Here is a 20254-nt window from a genome sequence, read left to right as displayed (position 1 = left end):
GCTGTGTTTGATCAAATGAGGGGTCATGATGCGCCACCTGACACTTGCCGCCACGCAATTCGCCTGTTCCTGGGATTTGCCCGCCAATGCCGACCGGGCCGAGGTGCTGGTCCGCGCGGCGGCGGGGCAGGGGGCGGGCCTGATCCTGCTGCAAGAGCTGTTCGCGACCCCCTATTTCTGCATCACCCAACGGCCTGAATATTTCGACCTTGCGGCGCCCGCTGCGGGGCATCCGCTGATTGCGCGTTTTGCCGATCTTGCGCGCGAGCTGGGGGTGGTGCTGCCGGTGTCGTTCTTCGAACGGGCGGGGCAGGCCTTCTTCAACTCGGTCGCGATGGTCGATGCCGATGGACGTGTCTTGGGCGTCTATCGCAAAAGCCACATCCCCCAGGGTCCGGGGTATGAGGAGAAGTTCTATTTCTCGCCCGGTGATACCGGGTTCCGCGTCTGGGAAACGGCGGCGGGGCGCGTGGGCGTTGGGATCTGCTGGGACCAGTGGTTCCCTGAATCGGCGCGCAGCATGGCCTTGTTGGGGGCCGAGGTGCTGCTTTACCCGACGGCCATCGGATCGGAACCGCCGAACCCCGCCTATGACAGCCAACCCCATTGGGAGATGACGCAGCGCGGCCATGCGGCGGCCAATGTCATGCCGCTGGTCGCCTCGAACCGCATCGGCCGCGAGGTCGCGCCCGAGGGGCGGGATGTCACCTTCTACGGCTCCAGCTTCATTGCCGGGCCTTCGGGCGATCTTCTGGCCAAGGCCAGCCGCGATGGTGAAGAGGTGCTGACCGCCACCGTCGATCTGGACGAGATCGCCGCGCTGCGTCGCAGCTGGGGCGTGTTCCGCGACCGCCGGCCCGATCTTTACACACCCCTGCGGGGGTTGGACGGGCTCAGCGCATAAGCGCTGCGGCAGCCCAGACCAGCGCCATCAGCACCGGCTGGTGGATCAGGTAAATCGCCAGCGAATGCCGCCCCGGCCAGCCTAGGCTTGCCGGGCCGCGCAGCGCCGCCAGACGCGGCCAGAGCGGCCCTGCCAGCCGCGCAAGACCAAGGCCCAGCAGGAACGGCCCGAACCAGGGAAAGAGCGGTTCAAAATCCACGGTATAGGTGGGAAGCAGGCTTAGACCCAGAAACCGCAGGGCGGGCGCATCCAGCTGCAGCAGCCCCGGCAGAACATAGGATGCGGCCATCACCGCGCCCCCCAGCAAAAGCGTCAGCGCCGCAGGCAGGCGCAGGAAGGCGAGCCCCAGCAGGCTGCTCAGGGCGATGCTGTGCAGGATGCCGAAAAAGACCCAGGCCTCACCCATTGCCACGCGCGTGGCCGCCGATACCAACGCCGCCGCCAGCGCAAGCCGCAGCCACCGCCGCCAGAAGGCACCCCACCGCACCCCCTGCCCATGCGCAAGCCAGAGCGACACCCCCGCCAGAAACAGGAAGCTGCCCGCCACCATCCGCGCATGCCAGTAGAACACCCCATTGACCGAGGTGCCGGGCGGCAGAAAGCCGAAAAGCTGCAGATCAAAGACCAGGTGAAACGCCACCATCCCGATCAGCGCCAATGTCCGCGCCACATCGATCAGCCAGATCCGCCCTGCCATTCCCTGCCTCCTGCCGTTTTGCCCCATCTGCCCCCGCCCGGCCCGCCCGCGCAATGAAAAAGGGCAGCCCGAGGGCTGCCCTTTCTGCAAAGTGATCCGCGATCAGCGGTGACGCATATCCGGGTAATCGCGGCGCTGCGGCCCGGTATAGAGCTGGCGCGGACGGCCGATCTTCTGGGTCGGATCGTCGATCATCTCTTTCCACTGGCTGATCCAGCCCACGGTGCGCGACAGCGCAAAGATCGGCGTGAACATCGAGGTCGGGAAGCCCATCGCATCGAGGATGATGCCCGAATAGAAATCGACGTTCGGGTAGAGCTTCTTCTCGACGAAATAGGGGTCGGACAGGGCGATGCGTTCCAGCTCTTTGGCGACCTGCAGGGTCGGGTTGTTCTCGATGCCGAGCAGGCCCAGAACCTCGTCCGCCGATTCCTTCATCACCTTGGCGCGCGGGTCAAAGTTCTTGTAGACGCGGTGGCCAAAGCCCATCAGGCGGAACGGGTCGTTCTTGTCCTTGGCGCGGGCGATGAATTCCGGGATGCGATCCACGGTGCCGATTTCGCGCAGCATTTCCAGGCAGGCCTGGTTGGCGCCGCCATGGGCCGGGCCCCAGAGGCAAGCGATGCCGGCGGCGATGCAGGCAAAGGGGTTCGCACCCGAAGACCCGGCCAGACGCACCGTCGAGGTCGAGGCGTTCTGTTCATGGTCAGCATGGAGCATCATGATGCGATCCATGGCCTTTTCGAGGATCGGGTTCACCACATAGTCTTCGGCCGGAACGGCAAAGCACATGTGCAGGAAGTTCCCCGCATAAGAGAGCGAGTTCTTCGGGTAAACGAAGGGCTGACCGATCGAGTATTTGTAAGCCATCGCAGCGATGGTCGGCAGCTTGGCGATCATGCGGATCGCCGAAACCTCGCGGTGCCAGGCGTCGTTGATATCGGTCGAATCGTGGTAGAAGGCCGACAGGGCACCCACGACACCCACCATGGTGGCCATCGGGTGGGCGTCACGACGGAAGCCACGGAAGAAGTTGTGGATCTGTTCGTGCAGCATGGTGTGCCGCGTCACGCGCCCCACGAAATCCGACAGCTGAACGGCGGTCGGCAGTTCCCCGTAAAGCAGCAGGTAGCAGACCTCGAGGTAATGCGACTTCTCGGCCAGTTGGTCGATCGGGTAGCCGCGGTGCAGCAACTCGCCCTTGTCGCCATCGATATAGGTGATGGCGCTTTCGCAGGCGGCGGTCGAGGTGAAGCCGGGGTCGAAGGTGAAGACATCGGCCTGGCCATAGAGTTTGCGGATGTCCAGAACATCGGGACCGATGCTGCCAGACTGGATGGGCAATTCGATGACCTTGTCGTCGATGGTCAGCTTCGCGGTCCTGGTCGGTTCTGCCATATCACGTCCCTCTGCGTTGGCATGCAGCGCCGAAACGGCGCTGCGCGAATGGTTCCGGCAGAGGCGCGGCGATCAGGCCGCGGCATCCTCCAGCCGCGCTATCGTCTCGTCCTGACCGATGACAAGCATCATGTCATAGACGCTGGGGCTTACCGTGCGCCCGGCCAGCGCCGCGCGCAAGGGGGCGGCCAGCTTGCCAAAGCCCATGCCGTGTTCGGCAGCGGCCGCGGTGAGGATGGCCTCCAGATCGTTCTTCGTCCAGCTAGCATCTCGCAGGCGCGGCGTCAATGATTTCAGTATACCACGGGATACCGTATCAAGCGCCTTTTCCGCTGCCTCGTCCCGCGAAATCGGCCGCGAAACAAGGATATAACGGGCTTTTTCAAGCAGTTCCGGGAAGGTCTTGGCCCGTTCCTTCAGCCCACCCATACCTTTGAGCATCAGCGCAGATTGGGTCTGCGTCAGGGCAGACTGGCCCGAGGCGGCCAAAAACGCCTCAAGTTCATGCAGCAGCGCAGCATCCTCGGCCGCCGCGATGTGCTGGCCGCAGAGATTCTCGAGCTTCTTGAAATCCAGCCGGGCCGGGGCGCGACCGATTCCCTTGAGGTCGAACCACTCCATGGCCTGCGCACTGGTGAAGAATTCGGCATCGCCATGCGCCCAGCCCAGACGCGTCAGGTAGTTGCGCATCCCTGCCGCCGGATAGCCCATGACCTGATATTCCTCGACCCCGAGCGCGCCATGCCGTTTGGACAGCTTCTTGCCATCCGGCCCGTGGATCAGCGGGATATGCGCCCAGACCGGGATGTCCCACCCCATCGCGTCATAGATCATCTGCTGGCGGGCGGCGTTCACCAGATGGTCGTCGCCCCGGATGACATGGGTCACGCCCATATCGTGATCATCGACGACCACGGCAAGCATATAGGTCGGCGTCCCGTCCGACCGCAGCACGATCATGTCGTCAAGCGTTTCGTTCTTGATCGTCACCTTGCCCTGAACCTGATCGTCGATCACCGTCTCGCCGTCGCGCGGGGCCTTCATGCGGATGGCATAGGGCGCATCGGGGTGGGTGGCGGGGTCGGCATCGCGCCATGGGCTCTGGAACAGGGCATAGGTGCCCTTCGCCTCGGCTTCGGCGCGGAAGGCGTCAATTTCTTCCTTGGTGGCAAAGCACTTGTAGGCCGTGCCGCGGGCCAGCATCTCATGCGCGACCTCGGCATGGCGGTCGCGGCGGGCGAACTGGCTGATCACGTCGCCGTCCCAGTCGAGGCCCAGCCACTCCAGCCCGCGCAGGATGGCGGCGGTGGCTTCGGGGGTTGAACGCTCGCGGTCGGTATCTTCGATCCGCAGCAGGAACTTGCCGCCCCGGCCGCGGGCAAACAGCCAGTTGAACAGCGCCGTGCGGCCGCCGCCGATGTGCAGATAGCCGGTGGGCGAGGGGGCAAAACGGGTGACGACCTGCTTCGGGGCAGTGTTCATGGATGTTAACCTTTCGGAAACCTTGACGGCGCTAGCCTTTGCCGTGTGATAGGCGAGCGGAGGCGCGGAAACAAGGTGGCGGGCAGGGCGCAGGGGCTGGTCCGGGTCGTGGCATGGCCCTTCGACCGGCTGACGGAGGCGCGGGGGCGGCTGTTCCCTTGGGTGCCGGTCTGGTTGGGCACGGGCACCGGTCTGTGGTTCCTGCGGCCCGATGATCCGGGCGGGATGGTGCTGGTGGCGGTCGCGGCGGCGGTGCTGGCGCTGGCTGCCGTGCGGCTCTGGGGGCCGGAATGGCTGCACCCGGTGGTGATCGCCGCGGCGCTGCTGGGCGCAGGCTTTCTGGCGGCGGATCTGCGGTCGCGTCTGGTGGCCGCGCCGGTGCTGTCGTTCCGTTATTACGGCCCGGTGCAGGGGCGCATTGTCGACATCGACCGCTCGCAAACCGATGCACTGCGCCTGACACTGGATCAGGTGGTGCTGGCCGATGTGCCACCCGCGCGAACGCCGCTGCGGGTGCGGCTGTCCCTGCATGGGGATTGGCCATGGCTCGACCCCGCGCCGGGGCAGACCGTGCAGATGACCGCGCATCTGGCGGCCGCCGAAGGGCCAGTCGCGCCGGGGGGCTTTGATTTCCGGCGTGTTGCCTGGTTTCAGGGCCTGGGCGCGGTGGGCTACACGCGCCACCCCGTTCTTCTGGTGGCAGAGCCCACAGGCGCCGAGCAATGGGTGAACCGCACGCGGACGGCGCTTGCACGCGGGATCACATCCCATGTGCCGGGGGATCCCGGGGCCTTTGCGGCCGGGGTGATGACCGGCGACCGATCGGGCCTGAGCCTTGAGGCCGTAAGCGCCCTGCGGGATTCAAGCCTCGCGCATCTCCTGGCGATTTCAGGGATGAACATGGCATTTCTGGTCGGATTCGTGTTCGCGCTGGTGCGGACAGGTATCGCGCTGGTCCCGCCGTTGGCGCTGCGCGTCAATGCCAAGAAGATCGCGGCGGTGTTGTCCTTTGGCGTGGCCTGGTTCTACTTGCTGCTCTCGGGTGCGAATGTCGCCACGGAGCGCGCCTTCATCATGGTCTGTGTCATGCTGGGGGGGGTGGTGCTGGACCGCCGCGCGATAAGCCTGCGGTCCGTGGCGCTGGCGGCAGTGGTCTTGCTGGTGCTGCGCCCCGAAAGCTTGCTCGATCCCGGCTTCCAGATGTCCTTTGCCGCGACCACCGCCCTGATTGCAGGCTTCCGGATTGCCGAGCCGCTGCTTCTGGGGGGGCGGGTGCCGGGATGGGTGATGCCGGCGGTGACCTTGGTGCTGTCTTCCGCGGTGGCCGGGGTGGCGACGGCCCCATTCGGGGCGGCACATTTCAACCGCTTTGCCGATTTCGGCTTTGTTGCCAATCTATTGACCGTGCCGGTGATGGGGGCGGTGGTCATGCCGGCGGGGGCGGTTGCCGCGCTTGCCGCGCCTTTGGATTTGGAGGATCTGCCGCTTCGGATCATGGGCCTTGGGTGTGAATGGATCTTGTTCGTCGCCGGAAAGGTGGCCGAACGCGAGGGCGCGGTTACGGCCATCATCGCGCCGGGGCCTTGGGTTTTGCCGCTGATCTCGGTCGGTGGGATCTGGATCTGTGCTTGCCTCGGCCGCTGGCGGCTGATCGGGTTTCTTCCCGTCGCTGTTGCGATCGGGATCTGGTCACAGGAGCGACGGCCCGATCTTCTGATCGCGCCGGACGCCGCCATTCTGGGTCTGGACAGCGCGGAAGGACGGGCGATTTCCCATCCGAAAGGGGCGGGCTTCGTCGCCCAAAGCTGGCTGGAGGATGATGGCGATCTGGCAGATCAACGCACCGCAGCGGACCGTCCCGGTTTTCGCGCCGAGGGGCGTCTGCATCGCTTTCAATTGGGCCAGTTGACCGGCATCCACCTGAAAGGAAAAGGGGCCGAGGCAGAGGTATCGCGCGCCTGCGCAGAAGCGGCATTGGTGATTGTGGCCGCACGTCTGACGCAGCGCCCGCAGGGCTGCCTTCTGATTGATCAGGCTGATCTTGCACGGTCAGGGGCCATGGCCATCTGGGCGAACCCCGATGGCCTGCGGGTTGAAGTGGCCTATCCCGGCCACCGCCGCTGGCACCCGGATCAATAGCTGCGGATCAGCCCGACAAGCCGCCCCTGCACCTTGACCCGCGCTTCTGGCAGGACACGGGGTTCGTAGGCGGGGTTTGCGGCCTCAAGCGCGATCATGCTGCCCTTGCGGCGATAGCGTTTCAACGTCGCCTCGCTGTCATCGACCAGCGCCACAACGATATCGCCGTTATTCGCCGTGGCCTGTTCGCGGATCACGACGATGTCGCCATCATTGATCCCGGCGTCGATCATCGAATCCCCCCGCACCTCCAGTGCATAGTGCTGGCCCTGACCCGAAAGCATGGTCCCCGGCACGGCGATGTGGTGGGAAATTTCGGAAATCGCCTCAATCGGCACACCGGCGGCGATGCGGCCCATGACCGGCAATTCCAGCGCATGGATCGCCTGCACCGGCATTGCGCTGCGCGGAGGATCGGCCTGCGGGCGGTCGCCTGCGATGACGCGCGGGCTGAAACCCGGTTTCTCCATCGCCTCGGGCAGTTTGACGATTTCAATGGCGCGGGCGCGATGGGCCAACCTGCGGATGAAGCCGCGTTCTTCCAGCGCAGTGATCAGGCGATGGATGCCCGATTTCGACCGCAGGTCGAGCGCCTCCTTCATTTCGTCGAAGGAAGGGGGAACACCGTCACGGTCCATGCGGGTGCGGATGAAATCGAGCAGTTCCAGTTGCTTGCGCGTCAGCATGCCGCAAAACCCTTTCGCAGGTCAGCCGGGGTGTTTGCCCTATGTTCTGCCCGTGTTCCCCTTTTGTGTCAAGCCGTTTCGATCAGAGCGCGAGGTATGCCGCGCGCTCACCGGCCCGACGCGGCCCATCGCCCAGCGGGCGGATCAGCAGGGCGTCAGCCGCGCACAGAACGGTCAGCAGCGCCGAATCCTGCCGCCCGAACGGGGTGATCTGCGGCAGGCTTTCACCGGGCGAAAGGCGCGCGCGCATGTAATGCGTGCGGGGGCCGGTGGCGGCGACATCGCATCCCAGAACCGCCTGCAGCACCTTGGGCTGCGGCGCCGGGTCGCCCAGCATCGCCCGCACCAGTGGCAGCAGGAAGAGATGCGCGCAGACGATGGCCGACACCGGATTGCCCGGCAGGCCCAGCATTGCCGCCCCGCGCAGACGCCCTGCCATCAGCGGTTTTCCAGGCCGCATGGCGAGCTTGTAGAAGCTGCGCTCCAGCCCCATGCTTTCGGCCAGACGCGCCACCACGTCATGATCCCCGACCGAGGCGCCCCCGATCGTCACGATCACATCGGCCCCTTCGGCCAGATCAAAGGCCGCGCGCAGGCTGGCCTCGGTGTCGCGGGCGATGGGCAGAAGGCGCGCCTCGGCCCCCTCTGCCTCGACCAAGGCTTTGATCGCGAAAGAGTTCGAGGCGATGATCTGGTCCGGGCCGGGGTCTTCGCCCGGCATCACCAGCTCATCCCCGGTGGCCAAGATGGCCACCACGGGGCGGCGGCGCACCGCGACCTGCGGCACATTCATCGCCGCCAGCAGCGCAAGGTCATTCGCGCCCAGACGTTTCGGCGGCACCTGCGCGCCAAGCGCGAAATCATCGCCGCGCGCGCGGATATTGGCATTGTCGGAGACCTCGGTCACCGTCACCACATCGCCTTCGCGCCGGGTGTTTTCCTGCAGGATCACGCGGGTTGCGCCGGGGGGCACCGGGGCGCCGGTGAAGATCCGCAGCGCCTCGCCCGGGCCAATCTTTCCGGCAAAGCCGTGCCCTGCGCCCGCTTCACCGATGACGCGGTAGGTCTGGCCCAAGGGGGCGCTGTCGCCCACGGCATAGCCATCCATTGCCGAGGCGGGGAAGGGCGGCTGATCGCGCCGCGCCGTTGCGGGTTCCGCCATCCAGCGCCCCGCGGCCGAGGCCAGCGCGACGGTTTCAGCGGGCATAGGGGTGGCCAGATCGAGAACGCGGGCCAGCGCGTCTTCGACAGTGATCATGCTTCGGCCTCATACCGGCCGGATTTGCCGCCGTCCTTCAGGACAAGCCGGATGCCTTCAATGGTCATGGATTTCTCGACCGCTTTCACCATGTCGTAGATTGTCAGGCAGGCGACCGATACGGCGGTCAGCGCCTCCATCTCGACCCCCGTCTGACCGCCGGTCTTGACCGTCGCCTCAACCACCACGCCGGGCAGATCGGGGTCGGCGGTCAGGTCAACCGCAACCTTGGTGATCGGCAGCGGATGGCAGAGCGGGATGAGATCGGCGGCGCGCTTGGCCCCCATGATCGCGGCAAGTCGCGCGACAGACAGCACATCGCCCTTCTTCGCGCGCCCTTCGGTGATCATGGCAAGCGTTTCCGCCGACATACGGACCACGCCCCGCGCCACGGCGATGCGCGCCGTCACGGGCTTGTCGGAAACATCGACCATATGGGCATGGCCGGCTGCGTCGAAATGCGTGAGGCCCGACATCTTACGCCCCCCCTTGCGCCGTCAGCGGCTGCGCGAGGATCGCGCGCGTTGCCGCCGTTACATCGGCCTGACGCATCAGGCTTTCGCCAATGAGGAAGCAGCGCGCGCCATATTGCGCCATATCCGCCAGATCGGCGGGGGTGAAAAGACCGCTTTCCGACACGATCAGCCGGTCCTCCGGCGCGCGGCGGGCCAGATCGCGGGTCGTGTCCAAGGTCACGTCGAAGGTATGCAGATTGCGGTTGTTGATGCCCAGAAGCGGCGATTTCAGCTTGGCGGCACGGTCCAGCTCGGCGCGGTCATGCACCTCGATCAGCACATCCATGCCCAAATCCAGTGCGACCTGCTCCAGCTCGGCGGCCTGAACGTCATCAAGCGAGGCCATGATCAGCAGGATGCAATCGGCCTTGAGCGCGCGCGCCTCGACGATCTGATAGGCGTCATAGACGAAGTCCTTGCGGAGGCAGGGCAGGTTCGTCGCATCATGTGCCTGCACCAGATATTCGTCCGCCCCCTGGAACGACGGCCCGTCGGTCAGCACGGAAAGGCAGGTGGCGCCGCCCGCCTCATAGGCGCGGGCCAGCGCGGGCGGATCGAAATCGGGGCGGATCAGGCCTTTGGACGGGCTGGCCTTCTTGATCTCGGCAATCAGGCCATAGCCGGCAGCAGCGGCCTGTCGCAGCGCCTTGGCAAAGCCGCGCGGGGCAGGCGCCGCGCGGGCGGCATCTTCCAGATCGGCAAGGGGCCGGGCCGCCTTTCGCGCGGCGACATCCTCAAGCTTGTAAGCCTTGATCCGGTCGAGAATGGTGCTCATGTCTGCCTCCTGCGCGTCTGTCGGTTTGCCGTAGCGTCTGGCGACGGGTTTGAAAACCCGACCTGTGGTCAGTGTGACCAGTCGATCGGGCTTTCGCCACGGGCGACCAGCCAGTCATTGACCTTAGAAAAGGGTTTCGATCCGTAAAAGCCGCGATGCACCGAAAGCGGCGAGGGATGCGGCGATTCAAGGAACAGATGGTCGCCCAATGCGCCTGCGTGGCGCGGCAGCTTCGCGCAAAGCTTTTGCGCCGGTCGCCCCCAGAGCAGGAAGGCCCGCGGCCCGTCGGCGGCCACTGCGCCCAGAACCTGCGCCACCAACCGCTCCCAACCCCAGCCCTTGTGGCCGTTGGACAGCCCGACCGGCACGGTCAGCACCGCGTTCAGCAGCAGCACCCCCTGTTCGGCCCAGCCGGTCAGGTCTCCGTCGGTTTTTTCAACGCCCAGATCGTGGCGCAGTTCCGTCAGGATATTGCGCAGCGAATCCTGCGGGCGTTCACCGGGCGGAAAGCTGAAGGCGAGGCCCGTGGCCCGGCCCGGCGTGGGATAGGGGTCCTGGCCCAGGATCACCGCCCGCACCTTGGCGCGCGGCGTCAGGTCCAGCGCGCGAAAGATCTGCGCGGGCTGCCAGTCCGGCGTTTCAGCAAGCCGGGCGGCCAGCGCGGGCCAATCGGTGCGGAAAAAGGGCAGATCGGCCCAATCGCGGGGGGGCGGGGGCAGCATCACGCCCGGGTCAGCGCCACCAGCGCCTCGACCTTGGCAAGGGCAGCCCCGCTGTCGATCGACTGGCGCGCGATCTCGGCCCCTTCGGCAAGGTTCGCTGCCCGATCCGCCACCACCAGCGCCGCCGCGGAATTGAGCAGCACCGCATCCCGATAGGCGCCGGTCTCCCCTTCCAGCAGGCGGCGGAAGGCTGCGCCGTTTTCCTGCGGGGTGCCGCCGATGATCGCCTCGAACGGATGGAAGGGCAGGCCTGCGTCTTCGGGCGTCACGGTGAATTCGGTGATCTCGCCCGCCGCCAGCGCCGCCACCTTGGTGGGCGCCGCGATCGAGATTTCATCCGTCCCGTCGCCGCCATGCACGAGCCACGCCTTTTCCGACCCCAGCACGCGCAGCGTTTCGGCCATGGGCCGGATCAGCGCATCGCTGAAGGTGCCGGTCAGCTGCCGCTTGGCCCCTGCCGGGTTGGTCAGCGGGCCAAGGATGTTGAAGATGGTGCGGGTGCCCAGTTCCGTCCGGACCGGGCCAACATGGCGCATGGCCGGGTGGTGCATCGGTGCCATCATGAAGCCGATCCCGGCTTCTGCCAGGCAGCGTTCGACCTGCTCGACCCCGATCATCACGTTCAGGCCCATTTCCGTCAGCGCGTCGGCCGAGCCGGATTTGGACGAAAGGTTGCGGTTCCCGTGTTTGGCGACCACGACGCCCGCGCCCGCCACGACAAAGGCCGTCGCGGTGGAGATGTTCAGCGTGCCTTTGCCATCGCCCCCGGTGCCGACAATATCCATGGCCCCCGCAGGCGCGCGCACCGCATTGCATTTCGCGCGCATCACGCCCGCCGCAGCCGCATATTCGGCCACGGTTTCGCCCCGCGTCCGCAGCGCCATCAGGAAACCGCCCATCTGGGCGGGCGTGGCCTCACCCTCGAACAGCGCCTCGAAGGCACTTTCGGCCTCGGCTTGGGTCAGCGGGCGGGTGGCGGCGACACCGATCAGCGGTTTCAGCCGGTCGCTCATGCCGACACCTTCACGCCGTCGATGAAGTTTTTCAGCAACTGGTGCCCATGTTCGCTGGCGATGCTTTCGGGGTGGAACTGCACGCCTTCGATGGGCAGCGTCTTGTGGCGCAGGCCCATGATGGTGCCATCCTCAAGCCAGGCGGTGACCTCAAGGCAGTCGGGCAGGCTTTCCTTTTCCACCACCAGCGAATGATAGCGCGTGGCCTGGAAGGGCGAGGGCAGGTTGCGGAAGATCCCCTTGCCGGAATGATGCATGGTGCCCATCTTGCCATGCACGATCTCGTGGCAGCGGATGACCTTGCCGCCAAAGGCCTCACCGATAGTCTGATGGCCAAGGCAGACGCCCAGCAGCGGGATCTTTGCTTCGGCGGCCGCGGCGGTCAGGGCAAGACAGATACCGGCCTGTGCCGGATCGCAGGGGCCGGGCGACAGCACGATCATTTCCGGGCGCAGGGCCATGGCCTCTTGCACATTCATCGCGTCATTTCGCACGACGCGGATGTCGGCCCCCAGCTCGCCCAGATAATGCACGAGGTTGTAGGTGAAACTGTCATAATTGTCGATCAGCAGCAGCATCGGGGCGGGCCTTGCAGTTGGGGGCGCTAAAGGGGGTGCATCCCCGCGCATCGTCGCGCTATACATGGGGCCAGCCGCGCGGCGAGGTCAAGTCAAACCGCCCCGCGGAACCAGAAGGCAAACGGCGGGGAAACCGTCGGAACGTGTGGAGGCAGCAGTGCGTGGCTTTGTGACAGGCGTGATCTGGGGCGGTGTGGTTGCGGTTCTGGGGCTTGGGGTGGTGTCGCAGCTGGCCCCCTTGCCCAAGGGGAACGCGCCGATGGTGGCCGCGAATGAACCTGCCGCGCCGCAGAAGGCCGCGCCCGAGGTGGCCGCGCCTGACGTGTCGACTGCGCCTGTGGCAGAGCCTGCCGCCCAAGCCCTTCCCAAAGTGACCGTTCCCGGCCAGGCAACGGATGGCGCTGACGCGGCCGCGCAGGTGACGCTGGCTCCCGATACTGCCGCCGGGACCGTGGCCGAACCTGAATCTGCGCCTGACCTTGCGCCCGAACTTGCAACGTCGCCAGAAGATGTCGCACCGCCCGCAGCAGACGCCGACGTTGCCACGGCCCCCGCCGCCCCCGAAGCACCGGTCGTGGCGGAACCGCCGTCCGCGCCCGAGGCCCCTGCTGCACCGACCGCCTTGGCGGAACCCGCGTTGCCCGAGGCGGGCAAGATCGCCGATGCCCTGCCTGCCGAGCCCGATCTGCCGCCCGTGCCGCCGCTGTCGCCCGAAGAAGAAACAATGCTGGCCCCCCTGCCGGGTGAGGTTCCGGCCCATTCCCCCTTTGCCGAGGACGCGGCCTCGACCAGCCCCGTGACTGCCCCCGTGACCGCGCCCCCCGCGCCCGAGGCACCGGCCGAGCCGCTGCTCGACCGGCCGGAACCCGGCATTGCGCCCGCCGAAGGTGTGACAACCGACCGCCTGCCGCGGATCGAGGCCACGCCGCCTATGGCCGCGCCGGATATGGCCCCCGCGGCGGATGATCCCCGCCCGATCGTCCGTTTTGCGGTGTCCTTTGCCAATCCGCAGAACAAGCCGCTCTATGCCATTCTCATCGTGGATGACGGCAAGGCGCCTGTGGATCGCGCGGCCTTGGCGGCGCTGCCGCTGCCTGTGACGGTGGTGCTGGACCCTACGGACCCCGATGCTGCCGCGCGCGCAGCCACCTACCGCAAGGCCGGGAAAGAGGTGGCGATGCTGGCTTCGGCCATTCCCGAGGGGGCCAAGCCTTCCGATCTGCAGGTCACCTTTGCTGCCCATGACAAGGCGCTCTCTGAGGCGGTGGCTGTGGTCGATCTGCCCACCGGCGGCTTCCAGAATGACCGCAAGCTTGCCACCGATCTGGTGCCGGTGATCAAGGATCAGGGACGCGGCCTTGTGACCTTCGACAAGGGGCTGAATGCGGGCGATCAGGTTGCCCGGCGCGAGGCGGTTCCTGCCGCGCTGATCTTCCGCGAGCTGGACGCGGGCGGCGAAAGCGCCCCGGTGATCCGCCGCTATCTGGACCGTGCCGCCTTCAAGGCCGCCCAGGATGGGCAGGTGGTGGTGCTGGGACATGCCACGCCCGATACCATCGCCGCGCTGATGGAATGGTCGCTGGAAGGGCGGGCCGGGTCGGTCGCGCTGGCGCCGCTGACGGCGGTGCTGCAGGCGCGCTGACCGCGCGGCAAGCGCAGATGTCAGGGCTGGACGCGGGCGCAGACGGCTGATAGCTGCCGCAGATTGCGCCGCGCCATGCAGCCGATGCTTGCACATGGGCCGCCGCGCGGCTATCGCCAATCGCAAAAGACCTGCGGACGCGTCCGGCGCGTACGCGGGATGCTGTCCGCCGATCCCGATCCGTCCGTTCCTGACCCAAAGGTTTGCCCCGATGAAGTTCCTTGACCTCTGCAAAGTCTATATCCGCTCGGGTGGCGGTGGTTCGGGCTGCGTCTCGTTCCGGCGCGAGAAGTTCATCGAATTCGGCGGCCCCGACGGGGGGGATGGCGGCAATGGCGGCTCGGTCTGGGCCGAGGCGGTCGAAGGGCTGAACACCCTGATCGATTTCCGCTATCAGCAGCATTTCTTTGCGAAATCCGGCCAGCCGGGCATGGGCAATCAACGCACCGGGAAGTCGGGGGACGAGATCGTCCTGCGCGTGCCTGTCGGGACCGAGATCATCGACGAGGATGAAGAAACCGTCATCGCCGACCTGACCGAGGTCGGGCAGCGCGTGCTGCTCGCCAAGGGCGGCAACGGCGGCTTTGGCAACCTGCATTTCAAATCCTCGACCAACCGGTCGCCATCCCGCGCGAATCCCGGTCAGGAAGGGGTCGAGCGCACCATCTGGCTGCGGCTGAAGCTGATCGCTGATGCGGGTCTGGTCGGGCTGCCCAATGCCGGCAAGTCCACCTTCCTCGCCGCCGTGTCGAATGCGCGGCCGAAGATTGCGGATTACCCTTTCACAACGCTGGTGCCGAACCTGGGCGTCGTGGGGATCGACGGGCACGAATTCGTGATGGCCGATATTCCGGGGTTGATCGAGGGCGCATCCGAGGGCCGGGGGCTGGGCGACCAGTTCCTTGCCCATGTCGAACGCTGCTCGGTGCTGCTGCATCTGGTGGATGGTACCTCATCGACCATCACCAAGGATTACCGCACCATCGTGGGCGAGCTTGAGGCCTATGCCGAAGAGCTGGCCGACAAGCCGCGCATCCTTGCGATGAACAAGATCGATGCGTTGGACAAGAAGACCATCGGCACCCGGAAACGGGCGCTGGAAAAGGCTTCGGGCGGGCCGGTGCATCTGATTTCGGGCGCCACGACCGAGGGCCTGAAGGATGTGCTGCGCGCCCTGCATGCCGAGATCATGGCCGACCGCAAGGCCCAGCAACCCGTGGAGAATACGCCGTGGCAGCCCTGAGCACCCTGTCGGCGCCCGATGTCCGGGCCGCCAAGCGTCTGGTGATCAAGATCGGCTCGGCCCTGCTGGTGGACCGGGTGAAGGGCCTGAAACAGGGCTGGCTTTCGGCGCTTGCGCTGGATGTGGCCGAGGCGAAGGTGCGCGGCACCGATGTGGTGCTGGTGTCGTCAGGCTCGATCGCGCTGGGGCGGATGATCCTTGGCCTGCCGGCCGGGCCGCTAACGCTTGAACAATCGCAGGCGGCGGCGGCGGTGGGACAGATCCGTCTGGCCCGCGCCTATGAAGAGGTTCTGGCCCCCCATGGCATCACCACCGCGCAGATCCTTGTGACGCTGGAAGATACCGAGGATCGTCGCCGCTATCTGAACAGCCGTGCGACGATGGAGACGCTGCTGGGTCTGGGCGTTGTGCCGATCGTCAATGAAAACGACACCGTGGCGACCGATGAGATCCGCTATGGCGACAACGACCGGCTGGCCGCGCAGATCGCGGTGACGGCGGGGGCGGATCAGCTGATCCTGCTGTCGGATGTGGACGGGTTCTATTCTGCCAATCCCAAAGAGGACCCCACGGCCGAGCGGTTCGACATCGTGGAGACCATCACCCCCGAGATCGAGGCGATGGCGGGCGATCCGATTTCCGGCCTGTCGAAGGGCGGGATGAAGACCAAGCTGATGGCGGCCAAGACCGCCGTCGCGGGCGGCTGTGCCATGGCGATCATGGAGGGGTCGACCCTGCGGCCGCTGAAGGCGCTGGCCGAGGGTGCGAACCGCACCTGGTTCGTGGCGCAGGGCGATCCGCAGGTCGCGCGCAAGCGCTGGATCAATGCGATGAAGGACCGGGGCAGGGTGCAGGTCGATGCCGGGGCCGTGGTGGCGCTGCGGGCTGGCAAAAGCCTGCTGCCCGCCGGTGTGGTCGTGGTCGAGGGCAGCTTTGGCCGGGGTGAGCCGGTGGCGATCATCGGGCCGGATGGCGTGGCGCTGGGGCGCGGGCTGATCCGCTACACCTCGGACGAGGCGCGGGCGATTGCCGGGCATCGCTCGGGCGATATTGCCGCCATTCTGGGGTATGAGGGCCGCGCGGCCCTGATCCACCGCGACGACATGGTGGTTTGAGACGGCCGGAAGGAAGAAGGCTGGGGGGCTGTCTGCCCCCCAGACCCCCCGAGGATATTTGAGCCAAGATGAAGAGGCTGACGATGGAAGATGTGGGCGAGCTGATGCGCGGGATCGGGGCGAAAGCCCGCGAGGCGGCGGCGGAGCTGGCCTTTGCCCCATCGGAGGCCAAGCGCGCGGCGCTGGAGGCGGCGGCCGAGGTCGTGCTGGCGCGGCAGGACGCGATCATTGCGGCCAATGCCGAGGATCTGGCCTATGGGCGCGACAAGGGGCTGTCGCCGTCGATGATGGACCGGCTGATGCTGGATGCGGGCCGGATCGGCGGGATTGTCGAAGGTTTGCGTGCGATTGCGGCGCAGGCTGATCCGGTGGGGCGGATTCTGGCGGAATGGGATCGTCCCACGGGGCTGCATATCCAGCGTGTGGCGACCCCCCTTGGCGTGGTGGGCGTGATCTATGAAAGCCGTCCCAATGTGACGGCGGATGCCGGGGCGCTGTGCCTGAAGGCGGGGAACGCCGTCATTCTGCGCGGGGGATCGGAGAGCTTCCATTCCTCGGCTGCGATCCATGCCTGCATGGTGGAAGGGCTGCGGCAGGCCGGGCTGCCCGAGGCCGCGATCCAGCTGGTGCCGACGCGCGACCGCGCCGCGGTGTCGGCCATGTTGCAGGCGGTGGAGCATATCGACGTGATCGTGCCGCGCGGGGGCAAGGGGCTGGTGGGCCTTGTGCAGAAAGAGGCGCGCGTGCCGGTCTTCGCGCATCTCGAGGGCATCTGCCACGTTTACGCCGATGGTGATGCCGATCTGGAAAAGGCGCGTCGGGTGGTGATCAACGCCAAGACCCGCCGCACCGGGATTTGCGGCTCGGCCGAATGTCTGCTGATCGATCGGGCCTTCTATGCCCGGCATGGTGCGGTGCTGATCGAGGATCTGCTGGCCAAGGGCGTGGAAGTGCGCGCCGAGGGTGAGCTGGCGCGGGTGCCGGGCACCGTTCCGGCCAAGCCCGAGGATTTCGGGCGCGAGTTTCTGGACATGATCATCGCGGCCAAGCTGGTCGATGGGGTCGATGAGGCCATCGCCCATATCCGCCGCCATGGTTCGAGCCATACGGAAAGCATCCTGACCGAGAATGACGCCACTGCGGCGCGGTTCTTCCAGCGGCTTGATTCGGCGATTCTGATGCGCAATGCCTCGACCCAGTTTGCTGATGGGGGCGAGTTCGGCATGGGGGCCGAGATCGGCATCGCCACGGGCAAGATGCATGCGCGCGGGCCGGTCGGGGCCGAGCAGCTGACCAGCTTCAAATACCTTGTGACCGGGGATGGCACCTGCCGGGCCTGAGCGCCCGGCCGGTTTCAAAACGAAAGGCGCAGTTCCTCTTCCCGGATCTCGACCACCAGTTGGCGTCCGAGGCGGGCCATTTCTTCCGGGATCAGGGCGAAATGGACCTGCGCAGGCGTCACCTCATGCCGGGCGGCGGGGTTCGAAAGCACCTCCCACAGGTCGGGGTCGATGCGCAGACGGGGGGCGCGGCCGGTGACATGCCAGCGGCCGTCCACCACGCTGACGCTGATCTTGCCGCCGAAGGCCATCGCGGTTTCAAGGCACATGACCAGAAGGAAGGCGAGCTTCACCTCGCGTCGGGGAAGGTCGGCGGGGCTGGACCAGTCGAGGCTGAGCCGCCCGCCGCGCATGAGATCGGCGAACAGCGCCAGAACCTCGGTCCGGCCGATGCGCTGTTCCGCACCCGCCGCGCCAAAGCCGATGCGGAAGAAGCGGATGCGCGCATTGGCATTGGCCACGCTTTCCGCGATCAGCGCCATTTCGGGGCCGGGGCTTGCCCCCTCCATCATCAGAAGCTCGACCCCATTGCCGATGGCGCCGATGGGGCTGATAAGGTCGTGGCAGATTCGGGAGCCGAGTAGGGCAAGGATGTCGGGTCGATCGGTCATGGTTGCTGATGGGGCCGCATGAGGAAGGAAACGGGATGAGCCTTGGATTGAACGCACTGCTGGAGCCGGGGATGCTGGTCCGCCACCCGCAGGAACCCGACTGGGGCCTGGGGCAGGTGCAATCCAACATCGGCAACCGCATCACCGTGAACTTCGAACATCGTGGCAAGGTCGTCATCGACGGGGCGCAGATTGCCCTGACACGGATCTTCGATACCTGAGGCCCGACTATGGGGCAGCGGGGCAGAATTGCAACCTGAGATTGCGCTACCTTGCGCGGGCCGGGGCGTGGGCTTGGGCCTTTCGGGCCAGGGCGGGGCCGGGGGCGTGCAGGCAAGAGGGATGAGGGCATGACCGAGAGCCGGACCGACGAGGATGGCGCCTTCGAGCTGCGTCTGGCGGCGGATGCGCGCGATCTGCGGGCGGCGCAGCGGCTGCGCTATGCCGTCTTTGTCGAAGAGATGGGCAGCGACGGGGCGCTGGTGGATCATGCGGCGCGGCTGGAATGTGATGCCTTCGATCCGATCTGCGACCATCTTCTGCTGATCGACCGGCGGCGCGATGCAGAGGCGCTGGAGGATGTGGTGGGGGTCTACCGGCTGCTGCCGGGGGATCGGCTGGCGGCTGGACAACGTTTTTATTCCGAAGGGGAATATGACCTGACCGCGCTGCGCGCCAGCGGGCGGCGGCTGCTGGAACTGGGGCGGTCTTGCGTGCATCCCGACTTTCGCGGCGGGGCGGCGATGATGCTGATGTGGAACCGGCTGGCCGATTATGTGCTGGAGCGGGAGGTGGAGCTGATGTTCGGCACGGCGTCCTTCCCCGGCACGGATGTGGCGACGCTGGCGCAGCCCCTGTCCTATCTGCACCATCACCATCTGGCGCCCGCGGCGCTACGGCCCGTGGCCCTGCCGCCGCATCGGGCCGAAATGGCCATGCTGCCGCCCGAGGCGGTCGAGCGGCGCGCCGCCATGCAGGCGACGCCCGCGCTGATCAAGGCCTATCTGCGGCTGGGGGGCATGGTGGGCGATGGCGCCTGGATCGACCATGCCTTCAACACGGTAGATGTGCTGTTGCTGATGGATACCGCGCGGATGTCGGCCCGGCACCGCGATTACTATGTCCGCAAACATGGAGAGGGCGCGTGAGCGACTGGCAGCACGAGCGGATGGAGATGCCGCGCATTGGCCCGCTGGGATGGGCGCTGGTGGTGCTGCGCGCGCCGCTGCTGGCATGCGTGACCTATGGGGCGCTGCTGGTGTTCCTGCTGTTGCGGGGGATCGAGCGGCCGCTTTATGGTGTCAACCGCCCCTGGACGCCCTGGATCACGCAGGGGGTGTGTCGGGCCGCGCTGGCGATCATGGGGTTCCGCTATCACCGCAAGGGCCGGCCGATGCAGGGGCAGGGGGCGATTGTCGCCAATCACGCGGGCTGGATCGACATCTTTTCGCTGAATGCGGCGGACCGGGTTTACTTTGTGTCGAAGGATGATGTCGCGGGCTGGCCCGCCATCGGGGTTCTGGCGCGGGTGACGGGGACGATGTTCATCGCGCGCAAGGGGACCGAGGCCAAGCGCCAGCAGGAGATGATGGAAGAGCGTCTGCGTGCGGGCCATCGTCTGCTGTTCTTCCCGGAGGGCACATCGACAGATACGCTGCACGTGCTGCCCTTCAAGACACCGCTGTTTCAGGCGTTTTTCACCCATGGCATGGACCGGGTGCTGCAGATCCAGCCGGTGACGGTGGTCTATCATGCACCCAAGGGGCGGGATCCGCGGTTCTATGGCTGGTGGGCAGACATGAGCTTTGCCGGGCATCTGATGCAGGTGCTGGCGACGCCGCGGCAGGGGCGGATCGAGGTGATCTTTCACCCCCCCGTGCCGGTTGACGGATTTCCCGGCCGAAAGGAGCTGGCGGCCTATTGCGAGCGGGTGATCCGCACCGCCCATCCCCTGGTGCTGGAGCAGGGCTGAGCGGGGCAGAAGGCGGGGGCTGTCTGCCCCCGCGGCGCCTTTGGCGCCTTCCCCCGAGGATATTTCAACAACGGGAAGTTGCAGCGGTGTCGGGTCGTTCGGGACCGGGTGCGGGGCTACTTGATCAAATCCGGCCGTGGTGCCTATGGTGCCGGAAAGCCGGG

The 20254-nt window shown here is 66.5% G+C and carries 20 protein-coding genes; 9 read left to right on the top strand and 11 right to left on the bottom strand.

Annotated features, from left to right (window positions below; translation table 11 throughout):
* Nucleotides 1-25 precede the first annotated feature (25 nt).
* Nucleotides 26-904 carry an N-carbamoylputrescine amidase gene (aguB, locus tag IE101_RS04450; protein ID WP_229804010.1) on the top strand — a complete coding sequence of 293 codons (879 nt, stop codon included), beginning with the start codon at nt 26-28 and terminating at the stop codon, nt 902-904.
* Here the strand turns inward: aguB and IE101_RS04445 are convergent.
* The 3 genes from IE101_RS04445 to gltX form a co-directional block, all read right to left on the bottom strand.
* Nucleotides 894-1601, bottom strand: coding sequence for a heparan-alpha-glucosaminide N-acetyltransferase (locus IE101_RS04445; RefSeq protein ID WP_189632561.1), 708 nt, complete (start codon nt 1599-1601; stop codon nt 894-896). The genes aguB and IE101_RS04445 overlap by 11 nt on opposite strands.
* 102 nt (nt 1602-1703) lie before the next feature.
* Nucleotides 1704-2999 (bottom strand): citrate synthase, encoded by a 1296-nt coding sequence (gltA, locus tag IE101_RS04440; protein WP_189632560.1) that lies wholly within the window; start codon nt 2997-2999, stop codon nt 1704-1706.
* A gap of 72 nt (nt 3000-3071) precedes the next feature.
* Complete coding sequence (gltX, locus tag IE101_RS04435) at nt 3072-4481, bottom strand: glutamate--tRNA ligase (RefSeq protein ID WP_189632559.1); 1410 nt, start codon at nt 4479-4481, stop codon at nt 3072-3074.
* Between the two features lie 75 nt (nt 4482-4556).
* Here gltX and IE101_RS04430 point away from each other — a divergent pair, with 75 nt between their 5' ends.
* Nucleotides 4557-6620: a ComEC/Rec2 family competence protein gene (locus tag IE101_RS04430; protein WP_189632558.1), complete on the top strand. Its 2064-nt coding sequence runs from the start codon at nt 4557-4559 to the stop codon at nt 6618-6620.
* Here IE101_RS04430 and lexA read toward each other — a convergent pair.
* The 7 genes from lexA to IE101_RS04395 form a co-directional block, all read right to left on the bottom strand.
* On the bottom strand, nt 6614-7306 hold the full coding sequence (gene lexA / locus IE101_RS04425) for a transcriptional repressor LexA (protein WP_189632557.1): 693 nt from the start codon (nt 7304-7306) through the stop codon (nt 6614-6616). The two genes, IE101_RS04430 and lexA, sit on opposite strands and share 7 nt — an antisense overlap.
* 82 nt (nt 7307-7388) lie before the next feature.
* Nucleotides 7389-8564: a molybdopterin molybdotransferase MoeA gene (locus tag IE101_RS04420; RefSeq protein ID WP_189632556.1), complete on the bottom strand. Its 1176-nt coding sequence runs from the start codon at nt 8562-8564 to the stop codon at nt 7389-7391.
* Nucleotides 8561-9040, bottom strand: coding sequence for a cyclic pyranopterin monophosphate synthase MoaC (gene moaC, locus IE101_RS04415; protein WP_189632555.1), 480 nt, complete (start codon nt 9038-9040; stop codon nt 8561-8563). Before moaC ends, IE101_RS04420 begins: the two co-directional genes overlap by 4 nt.
* Nucleotide 9041: 1 nt before the next feature.
* Nucleotides 9042-9854, bottom strand: a complete 813-nt coding sequence (trpC, locus tag IE101_RS04410) for an indole-3-glycerol phosphate synthase TrpC (RefSeq protein WP_189632554.1) — start codon at nt 9852-9854, stop codon at nt 9042-9044.
* Between the two features lie 68 nt (nt 9855-9922).
* The gene (locus tag IE101_RS04405) at nt 9923-10576 is read right to left on the bottom strand and encodes a uracil-DNA glycosylase (RefSeq protein WP_189632553.1); all 654 of its coding nucleotides are present in this window, start codon (nt 10574-10576) and stop codon (nt 9923-9925) included.
* Nucleotides 10576-11589, bottom strand: a complete 1014-nt coding sequence (trpD, locus tag IE101_RS04400) for an anthranilate phosphoribosyltransferase (protein WP_189632552.1) — start codon at nt 11587-11589, stop codon at nt 10576-10578. The genes IE101_RS04405 and trpD overlap by 1 nt, the downstream gene beginning before the upstream one ends.
* Nucleotides 11586-12167 carry an anthranilate synthase component II gene (locus IE101_RS04395; RefSeq protein WP_189632551.1) on the bottom strand — a complete coding sequence of 194 codons (582 nt, stop codon included), beginning with the start codon at nt 12165-12167 and terminating at the stop codon, nt 11586-11588. Before IE101_RS04395 ends, trpD begins: the two co-directional genes overlap by 4 nt.
* A gap of 157 nt (nt 12168-12324) precedes the next feature.
* Between IE101_RS04395 and IE101_RS04390 the strand changes: the two genes are divergently transcribed.
* The 4 genes from IE101_RS04390 to IE101_RS04375 all read left to right on the top strand — a co-directional run bounded on the left by IE101_RS04390 (nt 12325) and on the right by IE101_RS04375 (nt 17507).
* On the top strand, nt 12325-13809 hold the full coding sequence (locus tag IE101_RS04390; RefSeq protein WP_229804009.1) for a divergent polysaccharide deacetylase family protein: 1485 nt from the start codon (nt 12325-12327) through the stop codon (nt 13807-13809).
* A 211-nt stretch (nt 13810-14020) separates the two neighbouring features.
* Nucleotides 14021-15052 (top strand): GTPase ObgE, encoded by a 1032-nt coding sequence (obgE, locus tag IE101_RS04385; protein WP_189632549.1) that lies wholly within the window; start codon nt 14021-14023, stop codon nt 15050-15052.
* The gene (gene proB, locus IE101_RS04380; protein ID WP_189632548.1) at nt 15040-16167 is read left to right on the top strand and encodes a glutamate 5-kinase; all 1128 of its coding nucleotides are present in this window, start codon (nt 15040-15042) and stop codon (nt 16165-16167) included. The genes obgE and proB overlap by 13 nt, the downstream gene beginning before the upstream one ends.
* 68 nt (nt 16168-16235) lie before the next feature.
* Nucleotides 16236-17507, top strand: a complete 1272-nt coding sequence (locus IE101_RS04375; RefSeq protein ID WP_373296051.1) for a glutamate-5-semialdehyde dehydrogenase — start codon at nt 16236-16238, stop codon at nt 17505-17507.
* Nucleotides 17508-17521: 14 nt separating this feature from the next.
* Here IE101_RS04375 and IE101_RS04370 read toward each other — a convergent pair whose 3' ends face one another.
* Nucleotides 17522-18118: a histidine phosphotransferase family protein gene (locus IE101_RS04370; protein WP_189632547.1), complete on the bottom strand. Its 597-nt coding sequence runs from the start codon at nt 18116-18118 to the stop codon at nt 17522-17524.
* Nucleotides 18119-18153: 35 nt separating this feature from the next.
* Between IE101_RS04370 and IE101_RS04365 the strand changes: the two genes are divergently transcribed.
* The 3 genes from IE101_RS04365 (at nt 18154) to olsA (ending at nt 20090) form a co-directional block, all read left to right on the top strand.
* Nucleotides 18154-18339, top strand: a complete 186-nt coding sequence (locus IE101_RS04365; protein WP_189632546.1) for a DUF3553 domain-containing protein — start codon at nt 18154-18156, stop codon at nt 18337-18339.
* Between the two features lie 129 nt (nt 18340-18468).
* The gene (gene olsB, locus IE101_RS04360; RefSeq protein WP_189632545.1) at nt 18469-19266 is read left to right on the top strand and encodes an L-ornithine N(alpha)-acyltransferase; all 798 of its coding nucleotides are present in this window, start codon (nt 18469-18471) and stop codon (nt 19264-19266) included.
* Nucleotides 19263-20090, top strand: a complete 828-nt coding sequence (gene olsA, locus IE101_RS04355) for a lyso-ornithine lipid O-acyltransferase (protein WP_189632544.1) — start codon at nt 19263-19265, stop codon at nt 20088-20090. The genes olsB and olsA overlap by 4 nt, the downstream gene beginning before the upstream one ends.
* Nucleotides 20091-20254 lie beyond the last annotated feature (164 nt).

The organism is Gemmobacter lanyuensis, from assembly GCF_014652355.1.
GTDB lineage: Bacteria > Pseudomonadota > Alphaproteobacteria > Rhodobacterales > Rhodobacteraceae > Gemmobacter > Gemmobacter lanyuensis.
This window is presented reverse-complemented; position numbering and strand designations above follow the sequence as displayed.

Bases quoted from the DNA above. Each gene is read 5' to 3' on its own strand.
- olsB (WP_189632545.1), top strand. From the start codon at position 18,469: ATGACCGAGAGCCGGACCGACGAGGATGGCGCCTTCGAGCTGCGTCTG.
- IE101_RS04395 (WP_189632551.1), bottom strand. From the start codon at position 12,167: ATGCTGCTGCTGATCGACAATTATGACAGTTTCACCTACAACCTCGTG.
- trpD (WP_189632552.1), bottom strand. From the start codon at position 11,589: ATGAGCGACCGGCTGAAACCGCTGATCGGTGTCGCCGCCACCCGCCCG.
- IE101_RS04370 (WP_189632547.1), bottom strand. From the start codon at position 18,118: ATGACCGATCGACCCGACATCCTTGCCCTACTCGGCTCCCGAATCTGC.
- IE101_RS04420 (WP_189632556.1), bottom strand. From the start codon at position 8,564: ATGATCACTGTCGAAGACGCGCTGGCCCGCGTTCTCGATCTGGCCACC.
- lexA (WP_189632557.1), bottom strand. From the start codon at position 7,306: ATGCTGACGCGCAAGCAACTGGAACTGCTCGATTTCATCCGCACCCGC.
- IE101_RS04405 (WP_189632553.1), bottom strand. From the start codon at position 10,576: ATGCTGCCCCCGCCCCCCCGCGATTGGGCCGATCTGCCCTTTTTCCGC.
- IE101_RS04365 (WP_189632546.1), top strand. From the start codon at position 18,154: ATGAGCCTTGGATTGAACGCACTGCTGGAGCCGGGGATGCTGGTCCGC.
- gltA (WP_189632560.1), bottom strand. From the start codon at position 2,999: ATGGCAGAACCGACCAGGACCGCGAAGCTGACCATCGACGACAAGGTC.
- IE101_RS04445 (WP_189632561.1), bottom strand. From the start codon at position 1,601: ATGGCAGGGCGGATCTGGCTGATCGATGTGGCGCGGACATTGGCGCTG.
- trpC (WP_189632554.1), bottom strand. From the start codon at position 9,854: ATGAGCACCATTCTCGACCGGATCAAGGCTTACAAGCTTGAGGATGTC.
- obgE (WP_189632549.1), top strand. From the start codon at position 14,021: ATGAAGTTCCTTGACCTCTGCAAAGTCTATATCCGCTCGGGTGGCGGT.
- IE101_RS04375 (WP_373296051.1), top strand. From the start codon at position 16,236: ATGAAGAGGCTGACGATGGAAGATGTGGGCGAGCTGATGCGCGGGATC.
- moaC (WP_189632555.1), bottom strand. From the start codon at position 9,040: ATGTCGGGCCTCACGCATTTCGACGCAGCCGGCCATGCCCATATGGTC.
- aguB (WP_229804010.1), top strand. From the start codon at position 26: ATGATGCGCCACCTGACACTTGCCGCCACGCAATTCGCCTGTTCCTGG.
- gltX (WP_189632559.1), bottom strand. From the start codon at position 4,481: ATGAACACTGCCCCGAAGCAGGTCGTCACCCGTTTTGCCCCCTCGCCC.